At 76.2% G+C, this 23,801-nt stretch carries 19 protein-coding genes and 1 pseudogene; 14 read left to right on the forward strand and 6 right to left on the reverse strand.

The genetic code is table 11. From position 1 onward, the window contains the following. Positions 1-78: 78 nt before the first annotated feature. Entirely contained in the window at positions 79-1,947 is a 1,869-nt protein-coding gene (locus tag ACFWJ4_RS14915) for an HSP90 family protein (protein WP_380543532.1), read from the forward strand. Next, the gene (locus ACFWJ4_RS14920) at positions 1,947-4,994 is read left to right on the forward strand and encodes a hypothetical protein (protein ID WP_380543535.1); all 3,048 of its coding nucleotides are present in this window, start codon (positions 1,947-1,949) and stop codon (positions 4,992-4,994) included. Before ACFWJ4_RS14915 ends, ACFWJ4_RS14920 begins: the two co-directional genes overlap by 1 nt. A gap of 84 nt (positions 4,995-5,078) precedes the next feature. Here the strand turns inward: ACFWJ4_RS14920 and ACFWJ4_RS14925 are convergent. After that, positions 5,079-5,162: pseudogene (locus ACFWJ4_RS14925) on the reverse strand (hypothetical protein); the annotation flags it as partial. Positions 5,163-5,216: 54 nt separating this feature from the next. Further along, on the reverse strand, positions 5,217-5,768 hold the full coding sequence (locus ACFWJ4_RS14930; RefSeq protein WP_380543538.1) for a hypothetical protein: 552 nt from the start codon (positions 5,766-5,768) through the stop codon (positions 5,217-5,219). 210 nt (positions 5,769-5,978) lie between these two features. Between ACFWJ4_RS14930 and ACFWJ4_RS14935 the strand changes: the two genes are divergently transcribed. Beyond that, the gene (locus tag ACFWJ4_RS14935) at positions 5,979-6,299 is read left to right on the forward strand and encodes a hypothetical protein (protein ID WP_380543541.1); all 321 of its coding nucleotides are present in this window, start codon (positions 5,979-5,981) and stop codon (positions 6,297-6,299) included. A gap of 18 nt (positions 6,300-6,317) precedes the next feature. Here the strand turns inward: ACFWJ4_RS14935 and ACFWJ4_RS14940 are convergent, their stop codons facing one another. After that, on the reverse strand, positions 6,318-7,202 hold the full coding sequence (locus tag ACFWJ4_RS14940; RefSeq protein WP_380543544.1) for a LysR family transcriptional regulator: 885 nt from the start codon (positions 7,200-7,202) through the stop codon (positions 6,318-6,320). Between the two features lie 185 nt (positions 7,203-7,387). Between ACFWJ4_RS14940 and ACFWJ4_RS14945 the strand changes: the two genes are divergently transcribed. The 4 genes from ACFWJ4_RS14945 (at position 7,388) to ACFWJ4_RS14960 (ending at position 10,764) form a co-directional block, all read left to right on the forward strand. Further along, a complete protein-coding gene (locus ACFWJ4_RS14945; RefSeq protein ID WP_380543547.1) occupies positions 7,388-8,332 on the forward strand; it encodes a DMT family transporter in 945 nt (314 codons plus the stop codon). A 91-nt stretch (positions 8,333-8,423) separates the two neighbouring features. After that, entirely contained in the window at positions 8,424-9,692 is a 1,269-nt protein-coding gene (locus tag ACFWJ4_RS14950; RefSeq protein ID WP_380543644.1) for a sensor histidine kinase, read from the forward strand. Next, positions 9,677-10,333 (forward strand): response regulator, encoded by a 657-nt coding sequence (locus tag ACFWJ4_RS14955; RefSeq protein WP_380543550.1) that lies wholly within the window; start codon positions 9,677-9,679, stop codon positions 10,331-10,333. Before ACFWJ4_RS14950 ends, ACFWJ4_RS14955 begins: the two co-directional genes overlap by 16 nt. Positions 10,334-10,401: 68 nt before the next feature. Continuing rightward, a complete protein-coding gene (locus tag ACFWJ4_RS14960) occupies positions 10,402-10,764 on the forward strand; it encodes a hypothetical protein (RefSeq protein WP_359897633.1) in 363 nt (120 codons plus the stop codon). Here ACFWJ4_RS14960 and ACFWJ4_RS14965 read toward each other — a convergent pair. Both ACFWJ4_RS14965 and ACFWJ4_RS14970 read right to left on the reverse strand, forming a co-directional pair. Beyond that, complete coding sequence (locus tag ACFWJ4_RS14965) at positions 10,736-11,896, reverse strand: glycosyltransferase family 4 protein (protein WP_380543553.1); 1,161 nt, start codon at positions 11,894-11,896, stop codon at positions 10,736-10,738. The two genes, ACFWJ4_RS14960 and ACFWJ4_RS14965, sit on opposite strands and share 29 nt — an antisense overlap. Then, positions 11,803-13,146 (reverse strand): hypothetical protein, encoded by a 1,344-nt coding sequence (locus tag ACFWJ4_RS14970; RefSeq protein ID WP_380543556.1) that lies wholly within the window; start codon positions 13,144-13,146, stop codon positions 11,803-11,805. Before ACFWJ4_RS14970 ends, ACFWJ4_RS14965 begins: the two co-directional genes overlap by 94 nt. Positions 13,147-13,369: 223 nt before the next feature. On the opposite strand from ACFWJ4_RS14970, the gene ACFWJ4_RS14975 reads away from it, so the two are divergent. The 7 genes from ACFWJ4_RS14975 to ACFWJ4_RS15005 all read left to right on the forward strand — a co-directional run bounded on the left by ACFWJ4_RS14975 (position 13,370) and on the right by ACFWJ4_RS15005 (position 22,474). Continuing rightward, the gene (locus ACFWJ4_RS14975) at positions 13,370-14,401 is read left to right on the forward strand and encodes a GNAT family N-acetyltransferase (RefSeq protein ID WP_380543559.1); all 1,032 of its coding nucleotides are present in this window, start codon (positions 13,370-13,372) and stop codon (positions 14,399-14,401) included. Further along, positions 14,394-15,188 (forward strand): aminotransferase class IV, encoded by a 795-nt coding sequence (locus tag ACFWJ4_RS14980; RefSeq protein WP_380543562.1) that lies wholly within the window; start codon positions 14,394-14,396, stop codon positions 15,186-15,188. The genes ACFWJ4_RS14975 and ACFWJ4_RS14980 overlap by 8 nt, the downstream gene beginning before the upstream one ends. Before the next feature lie 113 nt (positions 15,189-15,301). Continuing rightward, positions 15,302-16,183, forward strand: a complete 882-nt coding sequence (locus ACFWJ4_RS14985) for an ABC transporter ATP-binding protein (protein ID WP_380543565.1) — start codon at positions 15,302-15,304, stop codon at positions 16,181-16,183. Then, positions 16,180-18,705, forward strand: a complete 2,526-nt coding sequence (locus ACFWJ4_RS14990) for an FtsX-like permease family protein (protein ID WP_380543568.1) — start codon at positions 16,180-16,182, stop codon at positions 18,703-18,705. Before ACFWJ4_RS14985 ends, ACFWJ4_RS14990 begins: the two co-directional genes overlap by 4 nt. 199 nt (positions 18,706-18,904) lie before the next feature. Next, a complete protein-coding gene (locus tag ACFWJ4_RS14995; protein ID WP_380543571.1) occupies positions 18,905-19,387 on the forward strand; it encodes a hypothetical protein in 483 nt (160 codons plus the stop codon). Next, positions 19,384-21,006, forward strand: a complete 1,623-nt coding sequence (locus ACFWJ4_RS15000) for a multicopper oxidase family protein (protein WP_380543574.1) — start codon at positions 19,384-19,386, stop codon at positions 21,004-21,006. The genes ACFWJ4_RS14995 and ACFWJ4_RS15000 overlap by 4 nt, the downstream gene beginning before the upstream one ends. A gap of 109 nt (positions 21,007-21,115) precedes the next feature. Beyond that, positions 21,116-22,474, forward strand: coding sequence for a DUF2252 domain-containing protein (locus ACFWJ4_RS15005; protein WP_380543577.1), 1,359 nt, complete (start codon positions 21,116-21,118; stop codon positions 22,472-22,474). 131 nt (positions 22,475-22,605) lie between these two features. On the opposite strand, the gene ACFWJ4_RS15010 is transcribed toward ACFWJ4_RS15005, so the two are convergent. Further along, entirely contained in the window at positions 22,606-23,754 is a 1,149-nt protein-coding gene (locus ACFWJ4_RS15010; RefSeq protein ID WP_380543580.1) for a Cmx/CmrA family chloramphenicol efflux MFS transporter, read from the reverse strand. Positions 23,755-23,801: the final 47 nt, after the last annotated feature.

The following is a 23,801-nucleotide window of genomic DNA, read 5'->3' on the forward strand; positions in this document are numbered from 1 at the left end:
GATCCGTACCCGGTTCCGGCGTCGGCGTCGAGCCGAACCCCACCACCGTCATCCACCCCGCGATCGAAAGAGCCTCCGGTGTCCCCTACCGACAACCCGACGAGTGCGCACACCTTCCAGGTGGACCTGCGCGGTCTGGTGGACCTGCTCTCCCACCACCTCTACTCCAGCCCGCGGGTCTACCTGCGCGAGCTGCTGCAGAACGCGGTGGACGCGATCTCCGCCCGCCGCGCCCTCGACCCGGAGGCGCCGGCCAGGATCACCGTCCGCGCCGACGACGAGCTGTCCGTCACCGACACCGGCATCGGCCTGACGGAGAAGGACGTCCACACCTTCCTCGCCACCATCGGCCGCAGCTCCAAGCGCGACGCCGACGGCCGGCTCGACGGCGCCGGGCTCGCCAAGGCCCGCGGCGACTTCATCGGCCAGTTCGGCATCGGCCTGCTCGCCTGCTTCGTGGTCGCCGACGAGATCACCGTGGTCACCCGCTCCGCCGCCGCCCCGGACGCCCCGGTGATCGAGTGGCGCGGCAGCTCCGACGGCAGCTACACCATCCGCACACTGCCCGCCTCGGCCAAGCCCGAGCCGGGCACCACCGTCACGCTGGCCCCGCGCGCCGACGCCGCCGAGTGGACCCGCCCCGGCCGGGTCCTCACCCTCGCCCGGGACTTCGGCAGCCTGCTGCGCCACGACGTCACGGTGATCGACGCCGCCGGCACCGAGCACCGGGTCAACCGCACCCCGCCGTGGGCCGAGCGCCACGCCTCCCCGCTGGCCAGGCGCGACGCGCTCACCGAGTACTGCCGCGCCGCCTTCGACTTCACCCCGCTCGACACCATCGAGCTGGACCTGCCGCTGGTCGGCCTGCGCGGCGTCGCGTACGTGCTGCCGGACGCCGCCCCGCCCTCGCGCCGCAACGGCCACCGGGTGCACCTGAAGGGCATGCTGCTCTCCGACCAGGCCGACGAACTGCTGCCGGACTGGGCCTTCTTCGTCCGCTGCGTCGTCGACACCGACGGGCTGCGCCCGACCGCCTCCCGCGAGGGCCTGTACGCCGACGAGACGCTGGCCGCCGTCCGGGACGCGCTCGGCGCCCGGATCCGCGACTGGCTGACCGGCCTGTCCGCGAGCGACCCGGCGCTGCTGCACCGCTTCCTTTCCGTCCACCACCTGGCCGTCAAGGAACTCGCCCGCTACGACGACGAGTTGCTGCGGATGATGCTGCCCTGGCTGCCGTTCGAGACCACCGACGGCAACGTCACCCTGGACGAGTTCGCCCGCAGCCACCCGACGGTGCTGGTGACCCGTACGGTCGAGGAGTTCCGCCAGGTCGCCCCGATCGCCGCCGCGGCCGGGCTCGGCGTGGTCAACGGCGGCTACACCTACGACCACGACCTGGTCCACCGGCTGCCCGAGATCCGGCCCGGCGTCTCGGTCTCCGACCTCGACCCGGGCACCGTCACCGCGCACCTGGACACCGTGGACCCGGCCGTCGAGCTGGCCGCCAACGCCTTCCTGGCGATCGCCCGCGAGGTCGTCGGCCGGTTCGACTGCGACGTCGCGCTGCGCAGCTTCCACCCGACCAACGCGCCCGCCCTGCTGCTCGACAACCGGGAGGCCCGGCACGAGCGCACCAGGGCCCAGCTCGCCGACGAGGCCGACGGGCTGTGGGCGGACATCCTCGGCTCGCTGCGCGCCGAGGTGCCCCGCGCCCAACTGGTGCTCAACCACCTCAACCCGCTGGTGCGCCGCGCCGCCACCGTCACCAGCCGCGAGCTGGCCGTCACCGCCGTCGAGGCGCTGTACGGGCAGGCCGTGCTGATGACCCGCCGCCCGCTCAAGGCCAGCGAGTCCGCCCTGCTCAACCGCTCGTTCATCAGCCTGCTGGACCACGCCATGCTCGGCCACGAGGCGGCGGGCACCCCCGAAGGCGACAAGGAGGCGTGATGCTGGACACCCCCGACGCGGTGATGGCCGCGCTGCGCGAGAACGACGCCCGCCCGTACGGCCGGACCAGGACCGTCACGGCCGAGGAACTCGTCGACGCCGCCGAGCAGTTCGAGGACACCGGGATCCGCTCGATGGCCCTGCTGGAACTGATGGAGGCCTACGAGTACGACGGCGAGCGCAGCAAGAGCCCGGTCGTCTTCGCCCGCATCCTCAAGCTCTGGGACACCGACCCGGACGGCTTCGGCGAATGGGCCCGGCGCCAGGTGCTCTGGCGCTTCAAGTGGGTCGCCGACGCGCTCAAGGACACCCCGGACGTCCCGCTCGCGGCGATCCGGCGCTGGCACACCGAGCTGCGCGACCGCTACCGCACGGCCGGCCACGACCTCCAGCCGTACTACGCCCAGCGCTACCACCTGGCCGTGCAGACCGGCCTCGACGTGCAGGACGCCTACGAGCTGTGGGCGGCCCGCCCGCGCTCCGAGCTGAGCGACTGCCACGCCTGCGAGACCCGCGCCCGCGCCCGGCACTTCATCGCCGCCGGGGACGACGCCCGGGCGCTGGAGGTGATCGCCCCGGTGCTGGACGGCCGCAGCGGCTGCGAGCAGGAGCCCTACCTCAGCCAGGCCACCGCCCTGCTCGCGCAGCTGCGCCGGGGCCGGTTGGACGAGGCCCGCTCCGGCCACCTCTCCGGCTACCGCTTCGCCCGGGGCAAGGCCTCGATGCTGAACGCCGTCGGCCTGCACATCGAGTTCTGCGCGCTGTCCGGCAATGAGCCGCGCGGCCTGGAGCTGCTCGCCGAGAACCGGGACCTGTTCGCGGTCACCGGCGAACCCGCCGCCCGGCTGGGATTCCTGACCGGCGTCGAGGTGCTGCTCGCCCTGCTCGCCGGGGCCGGCCACGGCGGACTCGCGGTGAGCGGCCCGGCGGGCACCACCTGGACGGTGGACTCCCTGCTGGCCCACGTTCGCACCGAGGCCGACGCGCTGGCCGCACGCTTCGACGCCCGCAACGGCACCGGCGCGGTCGGCGCCGAGCGGCGCGCCCGGCTGGCCGTCGAGCCGCTGCTCGCCGAGCCGCTGGCACTGGGTGTGCGGGCTGTTGCCGCGCCGGGGCTGTCCGACGCCCCGGTCGTCGCGCCCGCGCCGCGCCGGACGGTCGAGCCGGAGCCGGAGGACTTCACCGCCCTGGTGCTGCGGGCCCGCGAGCTGGAGGTGCTCGGCCACCCGGACGCCGACCGGCTGTGGAAGCGGGTCGCCGAGCGCGCCGGGGCCGCGGACTTCGTCCACCCGCGGAGCACCGAGCTGGGCGGCCCCGAGCGGCTGCGCGCCGAACTCGCCGAGCAGCGTGCCCACGAGGCGCTCCAGCGGGACGCGTACGCCGAGGGCAAGGCCGGGCTGCTGGCCGCCGCCGAGCTGTTCGAGCAGGCGGGGCTGGCCGGGTCGGCGCTGATGTGCCGTGCCCGGACCCTCATCGCGGACCTGGACGACGAGACCGACGGGGGCGAGGGCACCCGGAACGAGGGTGCCCGGAACGAGAACGCCGGGCACGAGAGCGCCGGGGGCGAGGGCGGCTCGGGTCGCAGCGCGGACGCGGATGCGGATGCGGATGCGGACACGGACACCGGGCACAGCGGCCGGCGGGCCGACTGGGCGGCGCTCGACGCGGCGCTGGTGCGGGCCGAGGAGTTGCGCGCCGGCGGCGAACTGACCGACGACGACTACCTGATCGTGCTGCAGACCCGCGCCTACGCCGCCCACCACGACCTGGTCGAGACGCTGCCCGAGCCCGCCGACGAGGTGGCCGAGCGCTTCGAGGCGGTGGTCGGGGCCTACCGGCGCACGGCCGTGGAGCTCGGCTCCGAGCGGCGGGCCGCCACCTCCCGGCAGTACACCGCCGACGCCGCCGCCCGGAAGGGCCTGCTGGCCGAGGCGGAGGCCGAACTGCGCGAGGTGCTGGCCCAGTTGGACGCCGCCGAGCTGCCCTGGCACACCCCGCGGGTGCTCGGCCTGCTGGGCCAGGTGCTGCTGCAGGGCTGCGAGCCGGGCCAGGCGGTCGAGGTGTTCCACCGGGCGCTGGCCGAGGCCGTGCGCTGGGGCGACGACTCCTACCCGTACGCGCCGACGTACATGATGCTCGGCCACGGCTGCCTCCAGGTGGGGGACCTCGGCGGCGCCGTCCGCGCGCTGTCGGAGGCGGCCGCGCGCTACGACCGCAAGGGCACCGAGGCGGTCGAGGAGGCCGCCCGGGTGCGCATGCAGCTGGCCGACGTGCTGCGCGACACCGGGCGGGCGGCGGACGCGGTGGCCGTGCTGGAGTCGGTGCTGCTGGACGCGTCGGCGGCCCGGCTGGATGTGCGGATGCTCGCCCAGGCCCGGCTGGACCTCGCCCGGGGGCTGTCCGAGCTGGAGGAGCACCGGGACGCCGCCGAGGAGTACCTGCGGCTGGCCGACCTGGTGGCCGGCTGGGAGGACCAGGAGACCCACACCATGGTCGCCTGCGAGGCCACCCTCGCGCTCGCCCGGGCGGAGCGCCCGGACGCCGCCGAGGCGGCGCTGGCCCGCGCCCGCGAGGCGCACGGCAAGGCCCCGCAGGTGGACCAGCTGGCGGCCACCCTGCGGGAGCTGGCCCGGATGACGATGCGGGAGCAGGGCGCGGAGGGGCTGGCGGCGGCGCTCGCCCTGCTGGCCGAGGCGGACGCGGTCGGAGAGGCGGCCGAACAGGGCGGCGAGGAGTACAACTCCTGGTACCTGCGCGGTGGTTCGCACTACGAGCGGGCGCGCTCGCTGGCCGTTGCGGGGCGGTACGAGGAGGCGCTGGCCGAGGCCGAGCGGGCCGTTCCGGAGTACGAGGCGGGCGGCGAGCGGGCCGAGTCGCCGCGGGCGGAGTCGGTCCGGCTGGCCGCGCTGATCGAGGGCAGCGACCTCGGTCGCACCGAGGCGGCGGTGGCCCGGCTGACCGCCGGCATCGCGCGCTGCGAGGCGGCCGGGCTGTCGGAGGCGGCGGAGGTGCTGGTGGAGCTGCGGGAGCGGTTCGCCGGGGAGTGACCTGCACGGTGCCCCGCCGGGTCGGCCCGCACCCAGCCGTCAGCGGCGGGGTGCGGGCCGACCCGGGGCGCCGGCAAGCTGCGCTCAGCAGGGCCCGTCGTCGGCCCAGACGCCCCACTGGCCGCCGGCGCTCGGCACCTCGTTCAGCGTCCACCACTTGGCGTGGTAGTTGTGCCCGTTGTACGAGACCTTGGCGCCGCCGGTGTACGTGGTGCTCGCGCTTCACGCCGGGGCGGTGCAACTGCCGGGGGTGGTCGGAGGAGCGAGGCGGTGCTGGACCTCGACGGCGAGTCGATCGTCGTCGAGTCCGGCTCGGGCGCCGGGACCGACGCGGGCGCCGGGGCCCCCTCGCCGGCCGACCTCGGCGCGGCGGGCCGCGCCGATCTCGTTGTGGATGGCTGTGGTGTTCTCGTACTCCGGCTCCTCCAGGTCGAAGTCGATCGCCTTGAGGCCGTACTTGGTGATCACCTTCTGGTAGCCGGCGGCGGTCGCCTCGGGGGTGCCGCAGACCTGGCCCAGCTTGGTGCCGCCGTACCCGCCGACCGACACCGAGACGTCCCCGCCCTTGCCGCGCACGGTCTGGATGACGCTCGGCATGGTGGTGTCGGTGTCGATCGAGGAGGTGCCGCCCCAGGCGGGCGAACAGCTGTTGTCCTGGGCCAGGATGAACGCCAGTTGGAAGGCCTTCTGGCCGGTGGCGTCCATGACGGCGGCGACGTCCGGCGGGTTGTTGTCCTCGGGCATCAGGTACGGCGCCCACCCCAAAAGGGTCAAGCCCGCCCGTCCGTCACGGGCGCGACAGCACGCGAGGAGTCCGGCTGGTGCGCGGACGGGCGGAAATGCCGTGGATCGCCGGCCGGGCCCGTGGCAGCATGGCGCCCATGACGACCGACCGAAAGGACCGTGCCGCGTAGTCGGCCGGGACGGATCCGCGCAGAGCTTCCGCGCCGCCGGGTCCGAGGAGCGCAGCCGGCGATCGACGGGGTGTCCGCGCGGGCCCTCGCCGAGATCGCGCGGCTCGAACGTACACGGAACCACCTGCGGCCCGGGGACACGTCGGCCGCACTGCGTCGGTGGCGGGCGTACGTCCACCGTCCCGAGCGCCGGCTGTGGGAGGACTACGCGGAGGGCGACCTGTACTGGTTCTGCTGCGGTTGCCCGTGGGACGACCGGGACCTGCTGGAGGCGGTGATGCTCGCGCTGTCGCCCCGGCACGCCCGTCAACTGCGCGCCGTCGTCGCCCGGTTCGACGCCCGGTGGGACGTGCCCGTACCGCCCTGGCTGCCGTCGGACGGATGGAGCTGAGCGCCCGGCGCCGGGGGCTCAGGCCCCGACGGCGGTGTCCGCGCCCACCCCCGCCAGCAGTCCGCCGACCGCGGGGGCCCACGGGCGGCCGGTCGGCCCGGTCAGCGACAGCGTCCGGTGGACGGCGGGCCGGATCGGGACCAGCACGCAGTCGGCCGGGAGCATGGTCAGCGCCAGCGCGGGCATCACCGAGACCCCGACGCCCGCGTGCACCATGCCGATCAGGGTGTTCAGGTCGCGGATGCGGTGCCGGGGCGTGAAGCGGGTACCGGCCCGCCGGTAGGCCTCGCGGATGTGACGCTCGCAGCCGCCCTCCGAGAGCAGGAAGTCGTCGTCCTCCAACTCGGCCACGTGGACGGTCGGCTGGTCGGCGAGCGGGTGGTCGCGGCGCAGCAGTGCGTGCATCGAGTCGGCGCCGAGCGCGACCGCCCCGGGCGGCAGCGGACCGGCGTCCACCAGCACGGCGGCGTCGACCGTGCCCGCCTCCAGCCAGGCCGCCAGCTCGTCGTCCTCGCCCTCGAAGACCCGGACGGTCAACTGCGGGTGGGCCGCCCGCCAGTCCTTCAGCAGTCCGGGCAGCAGCGCCTGGCAGACGGTGGTGGGCGCCGCCAGCCGTACGGTGCCGGTCAGGCCGCCGCAGTGCCGGGTGGCGATCGCGCGGACGGCGGCGGCCGAGGCGACGGCCGTCCTGGCGTGCGGGAGGATCTGCTCGCCGAGCGGGGTGGGGCGGCACGGGCTGCCGCGCCGCAGCACGGGTGCGCCGAGGTTGCGCTCCAGCGCGGCGACGGCGTGCGAGACGGCGGACTGGCTGATGCCCAGCTCGTCGGCGGCCGCTCCGAAGCCGCCGGTGTCGGCGACCGCGACCAGTGCCCTGAGCTGGGCCAGGTTGACGTCCGAGGTCATGAGACTTCCTCATCACGGGTGTCCTGCCACTTGTTGGACTCATGGTCCGGTGCCGGGCCACGCTCTGTCCAGTTGATGACTCGGCCACAGGCACGGCCACAGGCACGGCCACAGGCACGGCCACAGGCGCGGCCACGGCCACGGCCACGGCCACGGACACGGACACGGACAAGAAGGACAAGGAGGTGGTGGAGGTGCGGCGCTGGCTGCCGGGCTTCGTGGCCCTGTCGGCGATCTGGGGTGCGAGCTTCGCCCTGATCAAGGTCGCGGTCGACGCGGGGGTGCCGCCGCTCTGGGTGGCGCTGTGGCGCTGCCTGCTGGGCGCGGCCGCGCTGTGGGCGATCCTCGTGGTGCGCGGCGAGCGGGCCCCGCGCGACCGGGTGCTGTGGGGCCACTCGGCGGTGGTGGCGGTGCTGCTCAACGCGGTGCCGTTCACCCTCTTCCCGTTCGGCGAGACCAGGGTCAGCTCGGTGCTCGCCGGAGTGATGAACGCGACCACCCCGCTGTTCACCCTGCTGTTCGCGGTGCTGGCCGTCCCCGGGGAGCGCCGCCCGGGCGCCCGCCGACTGGCCGGCCTCGGGCTCGGCTTCCTCGGCGTGCTCACCGTGCTCGGGGTCTGGCGCGGCCTCGGCACCGGGGCGACCGCCGGCGCGCTGGCCTGCCTGGCCGCCGCCTGCTGCTACGGCGCCGGCTTCTCCTATCTGCGCCGCTTCCTGTCCGGCCGCCCGGAGTCGGTGACCACCCTCTCCGCGCTCCAGATCGCCTGCGCCGCCGCCGAGTTGGCGCTGGTCGCGCCGTTCGCCGCAGGCGCCCCGCACTGGCCCGGGGCGGGCCCGGCGCTCGCCCTGCTGGTGCTCGGCGTGGTCGGCACCGGCCTGGCGTACCTGCTCAACCTGGCCCTGGTCCGCGGCGCGGGGACGACGGTGGCCTCCGCCGTCACGTACGTGATGCCGCTCTGGTCGACGGCGCTGGGCGCGGCCTTCCTGCACGAGCCGGTGGGCTGGAACGCGCTGGTCGGCGGCGCGCTGGTGATCGCTGCCGTCGCACTGGCCCGGCCGCGCCCGGCCCCGGTGGCGGCCGAGGGCGGGGCCCCGGCGGAGGACCCGAAGGGCCGTCAGCCCGTCGGTTAGGGTGGACCGGGTGAGCGAGGTCAGCGACGGCGAGGGCGGCGGGGACGGAGGCGGCGAAGGGGGCCGCGAGGCGGATCCGCAGCCGACGGCCGTGGGCGAGGCGCTGTGGGCGCACCCGCTGCGCTTCCCGTTCACCCGCTGGGTGCCGCGCTGCTGGGCGTACCTGCTGGGCAGTGCGCTGCTCGGGCCGGTGCTGCTGGCGGTCCTCGTGGTGCTGCTGGTGCTCGGCCTGGGCCTGGGGGTGATCGGCGTCGGGATCCCGCTGCTGGTCGCCCTGGCGCTCATCGGCATTCCGACCGCCACCGCGGCCCGGTGGCGGCTGCGGCTGGTGGAGCCGGTCCCGCTGCCCGACCCGCACCGCAGCCTGCCCGGGGCGGGCCGCCGGGCCCGCATCCGCACCCGGCTGCGCGAGCGGGCCACCTGGCGCGAACTCGCCCATGCCGCACTCGCCTCGACGGTGCTGGCCGCCGCCGCGCTCGGCTTCACCGCGCTGCTGGTGCTCTCCGGCCTGTACGTGCTCTCCCCGCTGGTGGTCTGGGCGCTCGCGCCGGAGACCGTGATGCTGATCCCCGGGCGCGCCGTCCCCGGGCCGCTCGCCGCCCTGCCGTTCACCGCCGCCGGGCTGGCGGGCCTGCTGCTCTGCGCGTACGCCGGGGCGCTGCTGACCGCCGCCGAGGTCGCGCTGGCCCGCTTCCTGCTCGTCCCCCGGGAGGACGACCTCGGCCGCCAGGTGCTCGAACTCACCCGTTCCCGGGCCAGGTTGGCCGACGCCTTCGAGGCCGAGCGGCGCCGGATCGAGCGCGACCTGCACGACGGGGCGCAGCAGCAGCTGGTCGCGCTCAGCATGACCCTCGGGCTCGCCGAGTACGAGCTGCGCGACCGGCAGGGCCGGGCGGCGGACCTCGTCACCCGGGCGCGCGGCGAGGCCCGGCAGGCGTTGGAGCAGTTGCGCGGACTGGTGCGCGGCATCCACCCGCAGGTGCTCACCGACCACGGGCTCGCCGCCGCCGTCGCCGAGGTCGCGCTGCGTCACCCGATCCCGGTGGTAGCCGACATCGAACTCCCGGAGCGGCTGCACCCGGCCGTGGAGACCACCGCCTACTTCACCGTCACCGAGGCGCTCACCAACGCCGCCAAGCACAGCGGCGCCACCGCGATCACCGTCCACGGGCGGGTCGCGGGGGGCCGGCTGGTCGTCCAGGTGACGGACGACGGCCGCGGCGGGGCGGACCCGGCCGCCGGGGCCGGACTGGCGGGACTCGCCGACCGGGTGGCACTGCTGAGAGGACGGCTGATGGTGACGAGCCCGACGGGCGGCCCGACGACGCTGCGGCTGGAGGTCCCGTGCTCCGGGTCGTGATCGCCGAGGACGCGGTGCTGCTGCGCGCCGGACTGGTCGAACTCCTCGCCCTCGGCGGCCACCGGGTGACCGCCGCCGTCGGCGACGCCGAGGCGCTGGCCGCGGCCGTCGACGCCGAGCGGCCGGACATCGTGGTCACCGACGTCCGGATGCCCCCTGACCACACCGACGAGGGCCTGCGCGCCGCCCTCGCCCTGCGCGAGCGCCACCCCGGCCTGCCCGTCCTGGTCCTGTCCCAGTACGTGGCCACCCCGTACGCGACCCGGCTGCTGGCCGCCGCCGGTGCGCAACCGGCCGGTCTGGGCTACCTGTTGAAGGACCGGGTCGGTGACGTCGCGGACTTCCTGGACGCGCTGCGGCGGGTCGCGGACGGGGAGACGGTGATCGACCCCGACGTGGTCCGGGTGCTGCTGCGCGCCCGGTCGGGCGACCGCCCGCTGGCCCGCCTCACCCCGCGCGAGCGCGAGGTGCTCGCGCTGCTGGCCGAGGGACTCAACAACCAGGCCGTGGCAGCCCGGTTGAGCATCACCGAGGCCTCGGTGGTGAAGCACTGCGGGAACATCTTCATGAAGCTGGACCTGGACCCGACCGAGGGCAACCGGCGGGTGCTCGCGGTGCTGGCGCACCTGCGCGGCGAGTGACCGGTCCGCCCGTCCGACGGCAATTCACCCACTTGTCACCGGGGTTGTGCGGCCGGAACGATGGCGTCATGGAGAGGACACGGGAACCGCAGAGCGCAATCGTCAACCGGCTGCTCAAGGGCGAGGCGACCAGGGAGGACACCACGACGGCGCAGACCAACTTCCTGCTGTGGCTGCGGCAGGAGTGGGCCGGGGACGGCGACCGGGCGCTGGCGGCCTGTCAGGACACGCTGACGGCGGCCGGGGGCGAGGAGTGGCGGGCCATGCCGGAGCGTGATCTGTCCGCCCACGTCTGGCTGTTCAGCTTCTCCTGCCCGAGCCGCGACGACCTGCCGGGCCAGGCGAGGAACTGGGTGACGGCGGTCCGTGCCAACGGCGGGGCGCCCGCCATCGCCCGACTGGTCAGGCACCTGCGGGGGCAGGCGGAGTGACCGGTCCGGCCGGAGCCTCCTGACCGGCCGGGGGACGGGGAACGGCCGGAACAGCCGGAGCGGCCGGGGCGCCCGGGCCCGGCAGCGGCGAAGCGGGGTCCAGCAACTCCGTGAGCCGCCGCGCCGAGGCCTCCCAGGTCCAGTGCTCCTCGACCCAGCGCCGCCCCGCCGCCCCCATCCGGGCCCGCTCGGCGGGCGGGGCCAGCAGGAGGCGGGTCAGGGCGGCGGCCACCTCGGCGGGATCGCGGCCGTCGACGACCGTGCCGGTGACGCCGTCCAGGACGGTGTCCGGGGCGCCGCCGGAGCGGCCGGCCACCACCGGGAGGCCGGCCGCGGCCGCCTCCAGGAAGACGATCCCCAGGCCCTCGGCCTCCAGGCCCAGCCGCCGGGTGCGGCACGGCATCGCGAAGACGTCCGCGCCGGCGTAGTGGACGGCCGTCCCGGCGTGGTCCAGGCCGCCGGTGAACACCACGCTGCCCGGCTCGGTCAGCCGGCCGGCCAGGCCCCGCAGCCGGTCCTCGTCCGGGCCCCGGCCGACCAGCACCAGGGTGGTCCCGGGCACGGCCCGGCGGATCGCGGGCAGCGCGCGGATCAGCGCGTCCTGCCCCTTGCGCGGGACCAGCCGCGCCACGCAGAGGACCACCGGGGCGGCGGCCGGCACCCCGGTGGTGCCGGCCGGCCGGAAGACCGACGGGTCGACCCCCGGTACCAGGCGCACCAGCCGGGCGTCAGGCCCGAGCGCGGGGGCGATCCGGGTGCGGGTGTAGGCCCCGAGGAAGGTCACCGCGTCCGTGCTGCGGCCGATCCGGCGCAACAGGCCGCGGGCGCCCGGGGTGCGGGCCCACCAGATCTCGTGTCCGTGCGTGGTGGCGACCGTGCGGCGGATGCCGGGCGCCAGCCGCCGCAGGCCGGGCGTCATCGCGGCGAGCGGGGCGGCGGCGCCGAACCAGACCCGGTCGCAGCCGTGCGCGCGGGCTATCGCGGCGGCCCGGCGGGTGGCCCGCGTGGTCGGCAGCAGGGTGCGGGCGCGGTCGCGGATCACCGGGTAGGGGAGAGCGGCGTCGTGGCGCTCCGCGCCGGGTTCGGCCGAGGTGTAGACCACGACGTCGTGGTCGGGGACGCGGTCGGCCATGGCCCGGACGAAGGTTTCGATGCCGCCCTGGCGCGGTGGGAAGTCGTTGGTGACGACGAGGGTGGTGCCCATGGCAGGCCTTTCGGAGCGGAGAGCGGAACGGAGGACGAGAGAACGGAGGACGAGAGAACGGAGACCGGAACGGAGGACGAGAGGGGGAGCAGGACGAGGACGAGCGGCAGCGCGAGGTAGCCGAACCGCCCGGCGGGTGCCAGCAGGAAGGCCGCGGTCAGCCCGAGGGCCAGCCGGTGCGCCGCCGCGGCCGCGGTGCGGGGCGGTTGGGCGACCAGCGACGCCCCGACGGCGAGCCCGGCGAGCAGCAGCAGGCCGACGGCGGCGTACCAGCCGGGCGGGCCGAGATCGGCGAGCAGCCGTCCGGGCAGCGGGCTGGCGGCCGGGGTGGGCAGCCGGCCGCGCCCGGTGGGGAAGGCGAACACCTGCTCCACCAGCGGCCCGGGCGCGCGCAGCGCCACCGGCAGTACGGCCACCGCCGCCGCGCCCACCGCGACGGCCGCCCCGCGCAGCGCCGCGCGCCGTCCGGCCGTGGCCGCCAGCAGGGCGGTCACCACGGCGAGTGCGGGCCAGGCCGTCCACTTCAGCGAGCAGGCGGCGGCCAGCGCCAACCCGGCCGCCACCGGCCGCCGTTCGGCGGCGTGGACCAGGGCGAGCCAGCAGAGGCCGATGAGCGGCAGGTCGACCCCGCTGACACAGAGCGGCAGCGCGACCACCGGCGAGACGGTGAGCGCGGCGGCGCCGAGCCGGCGCCCGGCGGGCACCGTCCGCAGCACGCAGACCAGGAACACCGCCGCACACCAGAGCCGGGCGTCGCCCAGCGGTGACCCGCCCAGCGGCGTGTTGCCCAGCAGCGCCCGGGGCAGGCCCAGCAGGGCCATGCCGGGAAGGTACGGGGTGTACTGGGCGACGGACGCCGGCTCGGCCAGGTACGGCGTGCCGGTCTGCAGCAGCAGCGACCCGGAGCGCTCGATCACCCCGACCTCGCTCTGCCCCCGCCCGTCCAGCACCAGCACGAGCAGCGGCACCAGCACCGCCCCGACGGCGGCGACCGCCACCGACACCTCACGCCCGCGCCGCCGCACCAGCGCCATGGCGAGTGCCGCCGACAGGTACCCGCAGGCCGCGAAGGTCCCCCAACTCCGGTGCGGCCCGAGCCCGGACAGCACCGGAAACGCCCCCGCCCACCCGGCCGCCACCAGCCACCCGCCGCACCACCACCACGCCCGTTTCGTCACCCCTTCATTGCATCGCCGCAGCTCGGCGGGGTCATCATGGCCAGGTCGAGTCCTGTGGTCGGGTTTCCCCCACCTCCGCCAGGACGGCCGCGGCCGCGGTGGCGAGGGTCGGGGAGGGCCGCGGAGGGGCCTCGGGGCGCGGCGGGGACGGGACCGCTCCTGCGCTGACGTTCGGTGGCCGGTGGATTACTGATCGTCCCCGGCCCACCGCTATCCTCGCCCTGTGGTGAGGTCGTGGGATGCGGCGGTGGAGCGGGCACAGGACCGGCTGGCGGCGGGGCCGCGGCTGCGGGCGGCCGGTCCGGGGGAGGAACGGCGGTTCGCCCTCTGGGACTTGGCGTCCCTGGTGGAGGGCGAGCTGGGTGAGCGGGTGGACCCGGACGGGCTGGCGCCGCCGGTGGAGCGCGGGTGGCGGGAGCGGCTGGGGGAGAGCGGGCGGGAGTGGCCGGGCGGGGAGCTGTACCGGCGGCGCTACTGGATCCAGGACGACGCGGGCGCGGTGGCGGGCACCGTCGCGGTGGACAACTGGACCAAGGGCCCGAGCCAGCTCGCCGTCTCCTCCCTCTACGTGACGCCGGCCGCGCGCGGCCGGGGCCTGGCCGCCGCCGCGCTGGACGAGGTGTACGCGGCGGCCACCGCCGAGGGCCTGCCGGGGTTCCGGCTGGAGGCGCACTGGACCTGGCAGCCGGCGGTCCGCTACTACCTGCGCCGGGGGCTGTGGGTGGTGGGCTGGAAGCATGCGCTGTCCTTCGCCCGGATGCCCCAGCTCCCCGTGCACCGGGTGCGGGAGGAGGACGGCCGGCTGCTCCTGCTGGTCGCCGACCGGCTGCGCGGCTGGGTGCCGATACTGGCCGCCGGGCAGGAGGGCCGCTGGCTGCGGCTGGACGAGACGGCGGACTACCGGGGCTGCGACGGCTGGGTGCACGAGTACGCCCGCTCCACGCTGGCCCTGTGCCTGGCGCTGGCCGGCCGCCCGCTGGTGCGCGGCCCGCAGTGGTGGGCGGAGGCGTGGCGCTGGTCGGACGCGGGGGAGCCGGAGGGTCTGGCGTACCGGATCGAGGAGTTCGAGCGGGCGGCCCGGAAGGCGGGCCGGCCGATGGTGAGCCCGTACCGCCCGGCGTCGCCGCCGCAGTCCGGGCCGCCGCAGTCCGGACCGTCGCGCTCCGAGCCGTCGCAGTCCGAGTCGTCTCGGTCGGGGCTGCCGGAGCAGGCTCCGCCGGCATTCCCGCAGCTGGCAGACTCGGGGGATGGCTGAGATCGAGATCGACGGCGCCCCTGCCGACCCGGCGCGGCTGGCCGCGCTGGGGCTGCTCAACTACGGGCACTTCACCACCCTGCGGGCGGAGGAGGGCCGGGTGCGCGGTCTGGCGCTGCACCTGGACCGGCTGGTCCGGGACTGCCGGGTGCTGTTCGGCGCCGAGCTGGACCGGGCGGCGGTGCGGGAGCGGATCGGCGCGGTGCTGCCCACCGACGGCGCGCCGGTGACCGTCCGGGTCACCGTGTACGACCCGGAGCTCGGCCTGGAGCGCCCCGCGGCCCCGGCCGCACCCGCCCTGCTGGTGACCACCCGCCCGGCCACGGCCGCCGCGCCCACCCCACTGCGGGTCCGCACCGCGGCGTACCGGCGGGAGCTGCCGGAGGTGAAGCACGTCGGCCTGTTCGGTTTGGTGCACCACCGCCGCTTGGCGCAACTGGCGGGCTTCGACGACGTGTTGCTGGTCGACGAGGACGGCCTGGTGGTCGAGGGCGCGACCTGGAACGTGGGCTTCCTGGCCGAGGAGAAGCTGGTCTGGCCGCAGGGGCCGAGCCTGCCGGGTGTGACCGAGGCCCTGCTGTCCGGCGCGTACCGGGGTCCGCAGTCCCGCGAGCCGCTGGCCGCCGACGGGCTGGACCGCTTCACCGCCGCCTTCGCGGTGAACGCGGGTGTCGGGGTGTGTCCGCTGGCGGCCGTGGACGGCACCGCCTTCGACCCCGCCCACCCGGTGCTCGCCGAGCTGCGCGCCGTCTACCTGGGGGTTCCCGCCGAACCGGTGGGGGGATAACCCCACCTCCGGTCCGCCGGTGGCCTGCATGGTTCGCGGAGTCCGTCCTCCCTAGGTTGGAGCACGTTGACGACGAGCGACGCTACGACGCGGAACCGAAGGAAGGCCCACCCATGGCACGCCGCCAAGACCGCCGCAGGACCGACGAGTTCGGGACGGACCAGTACGGCACCGATGGGTACGCCCCCGCCGGCCCCGCCGCCCACGCCGCCCCCGTGTACGGCACCCCCTACGGCACCGCCCCGCAGGCGGCCCCCGCGATCGAGCTGCGCGGGGTGCGCCGCACCTACGGGCGCGGCGAGGCGACGGTGCAGGCGCTGCGCGGGATCGACCTGGCGCTGGCCCACGGCAGCTTCACCGCGGTGATGGGCCCGTCCGGCTCCGGCAAGTCCACCTTCCTCCAGTGCGCGGCGGGCCTGGACCGCCCGGACTCCGGGCAGGTCCGGCTCGGCGGCGAGGACATCACCGCGCTGAGCGAGAACCGGCTCACCAAGCTGCGCCGCAGCCGGATCGGCTTCGTCTTCCAGTCCTTCAACCTGCTGCCCTCGCTGACCGTCGAGCAGAACGTGCTGCTCCCGCAGCGGCTCGCCGGGGAGCGCCAGGACCGCGCCCGGGCGCGGGAGCTGCTGGGCCGGGTGGGTCTCGGCGAGCACGCCCGGCGCCGGCCCGGCCAGCTCTCCGGCGGCCAGCAGCAACGGGTGGCGATCGCCCGCGCGCTGATCACCCGCCCGGACGTGGTGTTCGCCGACGAGCCGACCGGCGCCCTGGACACCCGGACCGCGCACGAGGTGCTCGCCCTGCTGCGCCAGGCCGTGGACGCGCTCGGCGCGACCGTGGTGATGGTGACCCACGACCCGGTGGCCGCCTCCTTCGCCGACCGGGTGCTGTTCCTGGCCGGCGGCGAGATCGTCGACGACCTGCCGCACCCGAGCCCGCAGACCGTCGCGGACCGGATGGTCGCGCTGACCGCCCGCCCGGTGGGAGTGGCCGCGTGACGAACGGACTCGCGCGCTCCTCGGTGCGCTTTCGGCCCGCGTCCTTCGCGGGCACCCTGGTCGCCCTGCTGCTGGGCGCCGTCGTGGTGGTGGCCTGCGGCGTGCTGCTGCAGACCGGTCTGACCGCGAGCCTGAAGCCCGCCCGGTACGCGGACGCCCCGGTGGTGGTCGCGGCCGAGCAGGCGGTGAAGATCCAGAAGAAGGTCGGCCAGGACACCGAGACCGTGGAGCAGGCCACCCCGGAGCGGGCCCGGACGGACGCCGCGCTGGTCGGCCGGCTGGCCGCGCTGCCCGGGGTCACGGCCGCCCGCCCGGACACCGCCTTCCCGCTGCCCGCCACCGGCCCGGCGCCGGCCCTGACCGGCCGGGGCTTCGCCGCGCTCGGCATCGCCGGGCCGGGCGACACCCTGGTCGAGGGCCGCGCGCCCGGCGCGAACGAGGTGGTGCTGGACGCCGACACGGCGCGCGCCGCCCACCTCGCCCCCGGCGCGCGCCTCACGCTCACCGCGCCCGGCGGCACCGCGGACTACCGGGTCTCCGGCCTGGCCGCCGCCCAGCAGGCCGGGCCCACCGCCTGGTTCGCCGACGCCACCGCCGACCGCCTCTCCGGCCACCCGGGCCGGATCGACGCCGTCGCCGTCCAGCCCCGCGCGGGCGTGAGCACCGCCGCGCTCGCCGCACAGGTCCGCCAGGCCGTCGGCGGCGACGCCAGGACCTTCACCGGCGACGACCGGGGCGCCGTCGAGCACCCCGCCCTCGGCGGCGCCCGCAGCCTGCTGATGGCCCTCGGCGGCACCTTCGGCGGCTACGCCACCATGACCGCGGTCTTCGTGGTGATGAGCACCGTCGCCCTCGCCACCGGCCAGCGCGCCCGCGAGTTCGCCCTGCTGCGCGCCGTCGGCGCCACCCCGCGCCAGATCCGCCGCACCATCGCCGCCGAGGCGATGCTGGTCGCGCCGCTCGCCGCGGCGCTCGGCATCCTGCCCGGACTCGCCCTCGCCCGCTGGTGGTTCGGCCAGCTGGTCGAGCGCGGCGCCGTCCCCGCGGACGTCCGCCTGGACATCGGCCCGCTGCCGATGCTCGTCGCCGTCCTCGCCTGCACCCTCGCCGCGCTGACCGCCGGCTTCCTGGCCTCCCGCCGGCCGTCCCGGATGCGGGCCGCCCAGGCGCTCGGCGAGGCCTCCGTCGAACCGCCCCGCCCGGGCCGGGTGCGCACCGTCCTCGGGCTGGTCTTCGCCGCCGGCGGCGCCGCGGCCGCCGCCGTCGCCAACTCCCTGGACGGCGCCCAGGCCGCCCAGACCGCGCTCGGCGTGGTGATGTGCCTGATGATGGCCGTCGCCCTGCTCGGCCCCTGGCTGGCCCGGGCCGCCGCCGTGATCCTCGGCGCCCCGCTGCGGGCCGGCGGCGCCCCCGGCTCGCTGGCCGCCGACAACACCCGCGCCAACGCCCGCCGGCTGGCCTCCGCGATCACCCCGATCGTCCTGGTCACCGCCTTCTGCGGCACCCTGCTGATCCTGCAGAGCACCGTGCGCCACACCGCCGGCGAGAACGTCCGGGCCGGCGTCACCGCCGACCACGTGGTCGGCGCCACCGGCCCCGGCCTGCCCGCCGGGACGGCCGGGCGGGCGGCCCTGGTGCCCGGCGTGGACACCGCCGTCGGCGTGCTGCGCACCGGCGTCGTCTACGAGAACGGCGGCCAGCTGGGCTCCGCCCCCGTGCTCGGCGTCGACGGCGACCCGGCGCGGCTGCCGAAGGTGCTCGACCTGGGCGTGCGCAGCGGCTCGCTCGCCGACCTCGGCCGCGCCCCCGACACCATCGCGCTGAGCGCCACCCTGGCCGACGCGCTCGGCGCCGGGGTCGGCGACCGGGTCCCGCTCCGGCTCGGCGACGGCACCGCCGTCCGGCCCGCCGTGGTCGCGGTGTACGACCGCGGGCTCGGCGTCGGCCAGGCGCTGCTGCCCCGGGCCGCGGTGGCCGCGCACGTCACCGCCGGGTACGACAGCCAGGTGCTGGTCGCCGACGCGCCGGGCGCCGATCCCGCGGCGGTGGCCGCCGGGCTGGGCACGCTGGCCGGGGCCGCGGTGACCGACCGGGCCGGGTTCGTCGCCCAGTCCGACAAGGACCTGGAGCTCAGCGGCTGGGCCAACACCGTGATGGCCGCCGTGCTCGGCGGGTTCGCCGCCGTCAGCGCCGCCAACACCCTGGTGATGACGGTGCTGGACCGGCGCCGCGAGGTCGCGCTGCTGCGCCTGGCCGGCACCACCCGGCGCCAGGTGCGCGGCATGATGCGCTGGGAGGCGCTGCTGGTGGCCTCGACCGGGCTGGCGGTCGGCGCGGCCATCGCCGGGATCACCCTGGTGCCGGTAGCCCGGGGCGTGGCCGGCTCCGCCCCGTACGTGCCGCCGATGCTCGCCCTGCCGCTGGCCGCCGGAGCCGTGCTGCTCTGCCTCGCGGCGACCGGGATGCCGGTCCGGGCGCTGCTGCGGACCCGGCCGGCGGCGCTGGGCGCGGTGCGCCAGTAGCGGGGCCGGGGCGGGAAGGGGGTGCCCTTGAGGACGACTCAAGGGCACCCCCTTCCTTCGGGTGGGAACGACGGCCCGAGCGGGGGGTTCATGGGAAGCACATGACCTTCCAATGACCTTGACAAGGGCTGATCGTGATGTCGTATCAGCTACGCTCGCGCCCGCCCCGCCAGACCGTCGACGCAGAGAGTAGCCCGACATGAGCAGTCCTCCCGCGGCCCCCGCGGCCCCCGCGCCCCGCTGGCCGCTGATCCTGCTGCGCGCCTCCACCACCCTGCTGGCCCTGCTGTCACTGCTCCAGGTCATGCTGGCCGGCAGCTTCCTGAACGGCACCTACGACTCCCTGAAGGACCACGAGGGCAACGCGATGATGCTGGCCACCGTGGTGGTGATCCAGCTCGCGGTGGCCGTCGCCGTCCGGTGGCCCGGTCGGGGCCCGCTCTGGCCGCTGTGGACCACCCTCCTGCTCACCGTCGCCGTCGTCGGCCAGATCACGGCCGGCTACGCCCGGGCGCTCGGCGTGCACGTCACGCTCGGCGTCCTGCTGGTCAGCGGCGTGCTCTTCGGCCTGGTCGGCGCCTGGCGGCTGCCGCTGCCCGCCGGGCACGCCCCGGCCGTCGGCGGTCCCGACGGCACCGGACGGCTGCCGCGCCCCGGCGGACCGGTGGAGGTGTCCCGGTGAACCGGCGCCGGTTCCTGGGCGTCGGCGCCTCCGTCCTCGGCGCGGGCGCCCTGGCCGCCGTCGCCGTCCCCTCCGCAGCCCGGCTGCTCGCCGAGGGCCGTCCCGGGCAACTGCTGAGCAGCGAACTCGACCTGCCGGAGGCCTTCCGGGCCGCGCTGCCGGTGCCGCCCGTGCTGCAGCCGGTGCGCAGCGACGCGACGAGCGACTACTACGAGATCACCCAGCAGGTCGCCCGGCTGGAGATCCTGCCCGGGGTACGGACCGAGGCCTGGACGTACGGGGGCTGCTTCCCCGGGCCGACCGTGGTCACCCGCGCCGGGCGGGCGGCGGTGGTCAAGCACCGCAACGAGCTGCCGGTGCCCTCGGTGACCCACCTGCACGGCGGACACACCCCGGCGGACAGCGACGGCTACCCGGTCGACCTGCTGCTGCCGGTCGGGTCCTCGGCGGACGCCACGTCCGGCGCCTCCGGCACGGCCGGAATGGCGGGCATGGCGGGCATGGCCGGCATGGCGGGGATGGCGGGGATGGCCGGGACGGACCACCCGGCGGCCCGCACCGCCGTCGGCGAGCGCACGTACACCTATCCCGGCAAGCAGCGCGCCGCCACCCTCTGGTACCACGACCACCGGATGGGCTTCACCGGCCCCGGCGTCTGGCGCGGACTGGCCGGCTTCCACCTCGTGCACGACGACGAGGAGGCCGCGCTGCCGCTGCCGCGCGGTGAACGGGACCTGCCGCTGATGATCGCCGACCGCTCCTTCGCCGCCGACGGCTCCTTCCGCTACCCCGCCGTCGACCCGAAGCTCGCCGAGCCGGGCGTCACCGACGCCTACGCCAACGGCGTGCTCGGCGACGTCATCCTGGTCAACGGCGCGCCCTGGCCCCGGCTGGACGTCGACCGGGCGCACTACCGGCTGCGGCTGCTCAACGCCTCCAACGCCCGGCTCTACCGGCTCGAACTCGACCCGCAGCCCGACGACGGCGGCGCCCTGGTCCAGATCGGCTCCGACGGCGGCCTGCTCGCCGCCCCGGTCCGGCACGACGGCATCGAGATCGCCCCCGCCGAACGCTTCGACGTCGTGGTCGACTTCTCCCGCTACGCGCCCGGCACCCGGGTCCGGCTGGTCAACCGCTTCGGCAGCGGCCGGACGGCCGAGGTGATGCGCTTCGACGTCACCGCGAAGCAGCCTGCCGACGACGCGACGGTGCCCGACCGGCTCGCCACCGTCGAGGCCCTGGACGCCTCCGCGGCCGTCACCACCCGCGACTTCACCTTCCGGCGCAGCCGCGGCGACGGCTGGACCATCAACGGCCGCCCGTACACCCCCGGCCGGAGCATCGCCACGCCCGCCCTCGGCGCGGTCGAGCTCTGGCGCTTCTCCACCGACCTGCACCACCCGGTGCACGTCCACCTGGACCACTTCCAGGTGATCGGCCGCAACGGCGCGGACCCGGGCCCGTACGACGCGGGGTGGAAGGACACCGTGGACCTGCGTCCGGCCGAGGCGGTGGAGGTGCTCGTGCGCTTCAGCGACTACGCGGGGGCGTACATGCTGCACTGCCACAACCTGGAGCACGAGGACATGGCGATGATGGCGGACTTCACGGTGCGCTGAGGAGCGGGCCACCCGGACGGCGCAGTGCCGGAGGGCGTGCGCTGCGCCCTCCGGCACTCCTGCCCTAGCGTCGCGGGAAGAGGACCCGCCGACGGACGGAGCCGCCGCCATGACCACCCCCGCCGAACGCCGCCGCCGCGGCCGGGCCGCCCGGGAGCGGATCTCCCGCTCCGCCCACGGCCGGTGGATCCCCGCCGCCGACCGGCCCGACCCGCTCGACGTGCTGGAACGGCAGTGCGAGGACCGGATCACCCGGCTGCTGCCGATCCGCCGCGGCCGGATGGCGGCGAGCCCCTTCGCCTACCTGCGCGGCGCCGCCGCCGTCCTGGCGGCCGACCTCGGCGCCCTCCCCGAGACCGGCCTCACCGTCCAACTCTGCGGCGACGCCCACCTGTTGAACTTCGGCCTGTACGCCTCGCCGGAACGCGCACTGCTCTTCGACGTCAACGACTTCGACGAGACCCACCCCGGCCCCTTCGAATGGGACGTCAAACGGCTCGCCGCCAGCGTCGCCGTCGCCGCCCGCGACAACGGCCAGGACGAGCAGCGGGCGCGCCGGGCCGCGCTCACCGCCGTCCGGGGGTACGCGGACGCCATGCGGCGACTGGCCGGGAAGGGCGAACTCGACGTCTGGTACGCCCGCGTGGACACCGCCGACCTCCCGGCACTGCTGGGCAAGCCGGGACAGCGCAAGCAACTGGAGTCCGGCCTCGCCCACGCCCGCAGCCGCACCAGCCTGCAGGCCTTCGGCAAACTCACCGAGGAACGGGACGGGCGGCGCCGGATCATCAGCGCACCGCCGCTGATCGAACCGCTGAAACGGACCGAACTGCGCGCCGTCGGCCAGGTGTTCAGCGACTACCGGTCGACCCTCCCGGAGTCCCGCCGGGTGCTGCTGGACCGCTTCCGCTTCGTCGACGCGGCGACCAAGGTGGTCGGCGTGGGCAGCGTCGGCACCCGCTGCTACATCCTGCTGCTGGAAGGCCGGGACGGCCGCGACCCGCTGTTCCTCCAGCTCAAGGAGGCCGGCCGGTCGGTGCTGGAGGAACACCTGCCGCCGCTGCGGGTGGACGCCGAGGTGTCCGCCCACCACGGCGGCCGCCGGGTCGTCACCGGACAGCACCTGATGCAGGCCGCCAGCGACATCTTCCTCGGCTGGACCACCGGCCCCGGCGGGCGCCACTACTACGGCCGCCAGCTGCGCGACATGAAGGGCTCGACGGAGATCGCCGACCTCACCCCCTCCGGCCTGCGCGCCTACGCCGAGCTCTGCGGCCGCACCCTCGCCCGCGCCCACGCCCGCACCGGCGACCGCCTGGCCATCGCCGGCTACCTCGGCAGCGCGGACACCTTCGCCGAGGCCGTCGCCGACTTCGCCCTCCGCTACGCGGACCGCACGAAGGCCGACCACGGCGAGCTGGTGGCGGCGATCGCGGACGGGCGGCTGGCGGCGGTGTCCGGGGTATGAGCCGGGCGCTTTGAGGCGGGTGCCTTGGGGCGGGCGCTTTGAGGCGGGGGGTGTGAACCGGACGGTGCGTGCGGAGCGGCTTCACCAACATCCCGTCGGTGACGAGGTCTTCGAACTCCTCGACTCCCGGCTCAACCGACCCTCCGACGCGCTGCCGCCACCAGCAGCGCGGCGGCGACCAGCAGGCCGCCCGCGTAGAACGGGCCGAGCCGGCCGGCCGCCGTGCCGAGGGAGGCGGCGGCCAGCAGCGGGCCGGCGGTGGCGCCGAGGTTGAGGGCGGCGGTCGCACAGGCGCCGGCCAGGGAGGGGGCCCCGGCCGCCTCGTACAACACCCGGGTGATCAGCGTGCCGCCGACCGCGAAGGACAGCGCGCCCAGCAGGAACACCAGCGGCAGCAGCGCGCCCGGTGCCCCGGCCAGAACGGCGAGCGCGGGCCAGCCCGCCAGCAGCAGCGGGCCGCCGACCGCGAGGACCGGACCGGAATGCCGGTCCGCGAGCCGCCCCGCGACGGTGACCCCGGTGAACGAGCCGGCGCCGAACAGGACCAGCGTGGCCGGCACCCACAGTTCGCCCAACCCGGCGGGTCCGGTCACCACGGGGGCGAGGAAGGTGAACCCGCCGAAGGTCGCCGCGTTCACCAGCCCGGCGAGCAGCATCGCGCGGAGAAGTCCTGGGCGGCGCAGCTCGGCGAGTTCCGCCCGCAGGGCCGTCGTCGCGGACCGGTCGGCGCGAGCGGCGACGGACGGCAGACCCCTGGCGATGCCGACGGCGGCCGGCAGGCAGAGCAGCGCGACCGCCCAGAACGCGGCCCGCCACCCGAACACCGCGCCCAGCACCGCCCCGCCCGGGACACCGGCCACCGTCGCCACCGTCGTCCCCGACAGCAGCACGGCGAGCGCCCGCCCCTTGCGGTCCGCCGGAACCAGCGCGGCGGCGGTGGTCAGCGCCACGGCCAGGAACCCGGCGTTGGCGAGCGCGGCCACCACCCGAGTGGCCAGCAGCACCGGGAAGCTCGCGGTGACCGCCCCGACCGCGTGCGCCGCCGCGAACGCCAGGACGAACCCGAGCAGGCTGCCGCGCCCCGGCCGGCTGCGGACGAGTACGGCCATCAGCGGCGCGCCGACCGCCATCCCGACCGCGAAGGCCGAGGTCAGCCCGCCGGCCGTGCCGACGGTGACGCCGAGGTCGGCGGCGAGGCCGGGCAGCAGCCCGGCGAGCATGAACTCCGAAGTGCCCATGGCGAACACGGCCAGGGCGAGCAGATAGAGCGGAAGGGGCATCGAGAGGCTCCGAAGTGGGGGAACGAGAAGGACGGACGTCTCGTCAC

The organism is Kitasatospora sp. NPDC127067 (genome assembly GCF_042724755.1).
Lineage (GTDB): Bacteria > Actinomycetota > Actinomycetes > Streptomycetales > Streptomycetaceae > Kitasatospora > Kitasatospora lactacystinica.

What these genes read in the sequence shown, in the direction of transcription:
- ACFWJ4_RS14920 (WP_380543535.1), top strand. Translation starts at nt 1,947, where the DNA reads ATGCTGGACACCCCCGACGCGGTGATGGCCGCGCTGCGCGAGAACGAC.
- ACFWJ4_RS14940 (WP_380543544.1), bottom strand. Translation starts at nt 7,202, where the DNA reads ATGACCTCGGACGTCAACCTGGCCCAGCTCAGGGCACTGGTCGCGGTC.
- ACFWJ4_RS14960 (WP_359897633.1), top strand. Translation starts at nt 10,402, where the DNA reads ATGGAGAGGACACGGGAACCGCAGAGCGCAATCGTCAACCGGCTGCTC.
- ACFWJ4_RS14965 (WP_380543553.1), bottom strand. Translation starts at nt 11,896, where the DNA reads ATGGCCGACCGCGTCCCCGACCACGACGTCGTGGTCTACACCTCGGCC.
- ACFWJ4_RS14980 (WP_380543562.1), top strand. Translation starts at nt 14,394, where the DNA reads ATGGCTGAGATCGAGATCGACGGCGCCCCTGCCGACCCGGCGCGGCTG.
- ACFWJ4_RS14985 (WP_380543565.1), top strand. Translation starts at nt 15,302, where the DNA reads ATGGCACGCCGCCAAGACCGCCGCAGGACCGACGAGTTCGGGACGGAC.
- ACFWJ4_RS14995 (WP_380543571.1), top strand. Translation starts at nt 18,905, where the DNA reads ATGAGCAGTCCTCCCGCGGCCCCCGCGGCCCCCGCGCCCCGCTGGCCG.
- ACFWJ4_RS15005 (WP_380543577.1), top strand. Translation starts at nt 21,116, where the DNA reads ATGACCACCCCCGCCGAACGCCGCCGCCGCGGCCGGGCCGCCCGGGAG.
- ACFWJ4_RS15010 (WP_380543580.1), bottom strand. Translation starts at nt 23,754, where the DNA reads ATGCCCCTTCCGCTCTATCTGCTCGCCCTGGCCGTGTTCGCCATGGGC.